Origin of the sequence: Streptomyces sp. UNOB3_S3, from assembly GCF_020740895.1 — a bacterium.
Classification (GTDB): domain Bacteria; phylum Actinomycetota; class Actinomycetes; order Streptomycetales; family Streptomycetaceae; genus Streptomyces.
In genome coordinates this window covers 1-3,572 of sequence record NZ_JAILXP010000537.1, presented here as the reverse complement: position 1 = coordinate 3,572, position 3,572 = coordinate 1, and the positions used below count along the sequence as shown (strand labels likewise).

At 71.6% G+C, this 3,572-nt stretch carries 5 protein-coding genes; 1 reads left to right on the top strand and 4 read right to left on the bottom strand.

Annotated elements, in window-relative coordinates:
- The coding region (locus K6I33_RS33195) for a hypothetical protein (RefSeq protein WP_229358406.1) at nucleotides 1–197 on the bottom strand (197 nt) is incomplete at its 3' end.
- A gap of 155 nt (nucleotides 198–352) precedes the next feature.
- On the opposite strand from K6I33_RS33195, the gene K6I33_RS33190 reads away from it, so the two are divergent.
- Nucleotides 353–1,486 (top strand): M20 family metallopeptidase, encoded by a 1,134-nt coding sequence (locus K6I33_RS33190; protein WP_229358404.1) that lies wholly within the window; start codon nucleotides 353–355, stop codon nucleotides 1,484–1,486.
- A 62-nt stretch (nucleotides 1,487–1,548) separates the two neighbouring features.
- Here K6I33_RS33190 and K6I33_RS33185 read toward each other — a convergent pair whose 3' ends face one another.
- From K6I33_RS33185 to K6I33_RS33175, 3 genes are all read right to left on the bottom strand, one after another.
- Nucleotides 1,549–2,547, bottom strand: coding sequence for an ABC transporter substrate-binding protein (locus K6I33_RS33185; protein ID WP_229358402.1), 999 nt, complete (start codon nucleotides 2,545–2,547; stop codon nucleotides 1,549–1,551).
- Nucleotides 2,548–2,743: 196 nt separating this feature from the next.
- The gene (locus K6I33_RS33180) at nucleotides 2,744–2,947 is read right to left on the bottom strand and encodes a hypothetical protein (protein ID WP_229358400.1); all 204 of its coding nucleotides are present in this window, start codon (nucleotides 2,945–2,947) and stop codon (nucleotides 2,744–2,746) included.
- 104 nt (nucleotides 2,948–3,051) lie between these two features.
- Nucleotides 3,052–3,420, bottom strand: coding sequence for a hypothetical protein (locus tag K6I33_RS33175; protein WP_229358398.1), 369 nt, complete (start codon nucleotides 3,418–3,420; stop codon nucleotides 3,052–3,054).
- Between the last annotated feature and the right edge of the window lie 152 nt (nucleotides 3,421–3,572).

The window sequence follows — 3,572 nt, the reverse complement described above, 5'->3', positions numbered from 1 at the left end:
AGGGTCTCGGCCTCGGCGGTGGTCCGCTTCAGGGCGCGCTCGAAGAGCTCCTCGTCCAGGGGTCCCGCGATCTCCACGCGGTCTCCGGTGTTGAGGACCGGGTTCGCGGGGTCGAGAGCCTGGGCGTAGAGGATTCCGGACTGCGCGGCGAGGAGCGGCAGTTCGACGGAAGAAGTCTCGGCCTGGTGGTGACGCATCGCGTGGGGACTCCCGGTTTCTGGCGAACGTTCCTGGTCGCACCGGTAACCCCCGGTGCGTCAGCTTAGGTAAGCCTAAGCTATTTTCTGAACGCTTGTGAGCGTGGGTCCGGCTGGTCCGGACACCGCGCGGGAACGACGACGATGGAGCGGACATGACCGTGGCCGAGGGCCTCAAATCAGCCATACGCGAGCGCGTTCTGGATCGCCGCGAGGGGCTTCTGGCGCTCAGCCGGCGCATTCACGCGCACCCCGAGACGGCCTTCACCGAGCACCGGGCGGCCGCGTGGTGCGCGGAAGAGCTGCGGGAGCACGGTTTCGCCGTCACCGCTCCCGCCCATGGGCTGGACACGGCGTTCACGGCGACCGCCGGATCCGGCCCGGTCACCGTGGCCATCGCCTGCGAGTACGACGCCCTGCCCGGCCTCGGGCACGCCTGCGGCCACAATCTGATCGCGGCGGCGGGCGTCGGCGCGGCGCTGGGGCTGGCCCCCTTCGCGGACGAACTGGGCCTGACCGTGCGGGTGCTGGGCACCCCGGCGGAGGAGCGCGGCGCGGGCAAGGCGCTGCTGCTGGAGGCGGGGGCCTTCGAGGGGGTGGACGCCGCGATGATGGTGCACCCCTGCCCGTTCGAGGTGGCCGAGTTCCGCTCGTTCGCGCTGGGCACGCTCTCGGTCGAGTACCGGGGGAAGGCGGCGCACCCCAGCCTCGACGCGCACGAGGGCCGCAACGCCGCCGACGCCCTGACGGTGGCACAGGTCGCACTGGGGCTGCTGCGCCAGCAGTTGCCGCCGCACTGGAAGGTGCACGGGGTGACCACGGGGGCGGGCACGGCGCCCAATCTGATCCCCGACCGGGCGACCGCCGAGTACGAGATCCGCGCCTCCGCCGCCGAGGACCTCCGGGAGCTGCGCGAGCGCGTCGAGGCGTGCTTCCGCGCCGGGGCGCTGGCCACCGGCTGCGAGGTGTCGCTGACCCGTCCCGAGCCGGACTACCTGGACTTCCGCACCGACCCCGGCCTGATCGCCCTGTGGACGGCCAACGCCCGGGCGCTGGGGCGGCCCGAGCCGCAGCAGAAGGACGCGTTCGCCTGCACGGACATGGGCAACGTCTCGCACGCGGTCCCGTCGATCCATCCGGTGCTGGACATCACGGGCGGCGCCTGCGGCCCGCACGAGCCGGAGTTCGCCGAGGCCGCCGTCTCACCGGAGGCGGAGCGGGCGATCCTCGACGGCGCGATCGGCATGGCCTGGACGGCGGCGGACTTCGCGGAGACGCGCCGCGCGTAGCCAACGCCGTGTGCCGGGCGGGCCGTCCGCGACGGCCCGCCCGGCACGGCCGGTCAGGGGGGTTACTTCTTCAGCGCCTTGGTGATGTCGTCGATGACGACGTCGCCGGCGAGCGGGCCGCCGCGGGTGGACCAGACCGAACCGTTCACGGTCACGGCGTGGTTCTTCTTCACCGCGTTCAGGTCCTTGTAGGCGGGCTTCTCCTGGACGTCCTTGAGGGCCTTCTCGCCGTCCGAGGTCAGCGTGGACAGGAACAGCCAGTCGCCGTCGATCTCGCTGATCTTCTCAAGGCTGAGCGCCGGGGTGTGGGCGTTGCCGTCCTTGTCCTGCGTCTTGGGGCGCTTGAGGCCCATGTCCAGGGCGACGCCGCTGGCGAACTGCTTCTTCTCCATCCAGCTGGGGCCGTCCGGGTTCCAGCGGACGATGGAGACCTCGGCGCCCTTGTTCTCGCCGAGCTCCTCGCCGGCCTTCTTGGCCTTGGCCTCGTAGTCGGCGATGACCTTGTTGGCCTTGTCCAGGCTGTTGACGGCGTTGGCGACGCCCCGGAAGGACAGCTTCCAGTCGTCGGTCGGCGCCATGGTGACCAGGGTGGCCGGGGTGATCTCGCGGAGCTGCTTGAGGACGTTCTGGTCCTGCATGTCACCGGCGAGGATCAGGTCGGGCTTGGCCGCGAGGACCTTGTCCATCACCGGCTGGAGGAGGTTGCCGACGACGTTGATGCCCTTGACCTTGTCCTCCAGGTAGGCCGGGGGCTTGTTCAGGCCCTGGCCGTTGGTGATGCCCACCGGCTTGATGCCGAGCGCCAGCACCGCGTCCAGGTCCTCCTGGGTGAGGGTGACGACGCGCTTGGGGTTGGTGGGCACCTTGACGGCGGTGCCGGTCGCGTCCTTGATCATGCGCGTCTCGCCGCCGCCGGACGCCGCCTCGTTCTTCGTCTTGTCCGAGCCCGAGTCCGAGTCGGAGCCGCAGCCGGTCAGCAGCAGAGCGGCCGCACCCACAGCGGCGAGAGCCTGCGCCGCGCGGCGCGGGGCGGTCAGGAGGAGGCGGTTGGGCGAGGTCATCAGATGCTCCGGGCGTCGGTATACGAGAAGAGGGCGCCGTACGGGATCACTCCCGCCGGACAACCTGGATATTAGGTTAGCCTTACCTTAAAGTCACCTCGTCGGCCGGGTCCCCTTCCCGACGGAGCCCGCACAGCGAAGCGGCCCGCCGGGGACGGCGGGCCGCGTACTTCTCTCCACTGCCGGGAGACCTCCGCTATTTCTGACGGAGGAACAGCAGCCGGGCGAGCACCCCCGCCCGCCGCGATCCGGACGGCCCCCCGTCCTCCGCGCCCCGGGGCGCGTCCGGCCGTTCCTCGACGACGACGGGGGCGGGCTCCGGATCGGGAGCGGGGCGGTGGGCGCGATAGGCCTCTGCGCGCACATAGGCGCCGAGAGCGCGCGCGGAATCGATGCGCATGGCGTCACTCCTGTGTCTGAACTGCCGGCCTGCCGGGACGAGCCCGGGTGTCAGCGACGCCCCGCCCGCGACGCGTCGGCGGCGAGGTCAGGGCGTGGCTGTGCTCAGCAGCGCAGAACGGAGTGCTGTGCGTGGCCCGCGGCGACGGTGTCGCCGGACCGCGGCGGAACCCGTCCGCCGGGGAGCCCCCCGGTCCCCCCGGCGGACGATGCGAAGGCCGGCGGGCGGAAAAGCCTGCCCGCCGGCCGCCCGACCCTCCCCGGCCGTGGCACACGCTGCTCGGGCGCGCAGGCGACGCACTCGTCGGACGAGTCGTCGGACAGCGAGGCGGAGGCGAGGGTCTCCTCACGGACGGAGACGCGCTCCATCCCGGCGGACGCCGACCCGGTCAGCACCAGCAGCACGGAGGCCAGCACGGCGACCACAGCCCGCAGCGCGGACTGCGGCACCGCTGTGCGACCCCACATCGACATACACCAAGCGTAGATTCCGGGTCACCCCGGGTGCATTCCGTCGATCGGGTGAGATTGCGAAGCCGAGTGTGAAATTCCTGGATATCTCCGGCCCGATAAGACGATCGAACGCCCGGGCGCGGCCTGGCCGAAACCCCTCCCTCCCCCTCGGC

Coding starts and splice junctions, on each gene's coding strand:
- K6I33_RS33180 (WP_229358400.1), bottom strand. CDS start 2,947: ATGCGCATCGATTCCGCGCGCGCTCTCGGCGCCTATGTGCGCGCAGAG.
- K6I33_RS33185 (WP_229358402.1), bottom strand. CDS start 2,547: ATGACCTCGCCCAACCGCCTCCTCCTGACCGCCCCGCGCCGCGCGGCG.
- K6I33_RS33175 (WP_229358398.1), bottom strand. CDS start 3,420: ATGTCGATGTGGGGTCGCACAGCGGTGCCGCAGTCCGCGCTGCGGGCT.
- K6I33_RS33190 (WP_229358404.1), top strand. CDS start 353: ATGACCGTGGCCGAGGGCCTCAAATCAGCCATACGCGAGCGCGTTCTG.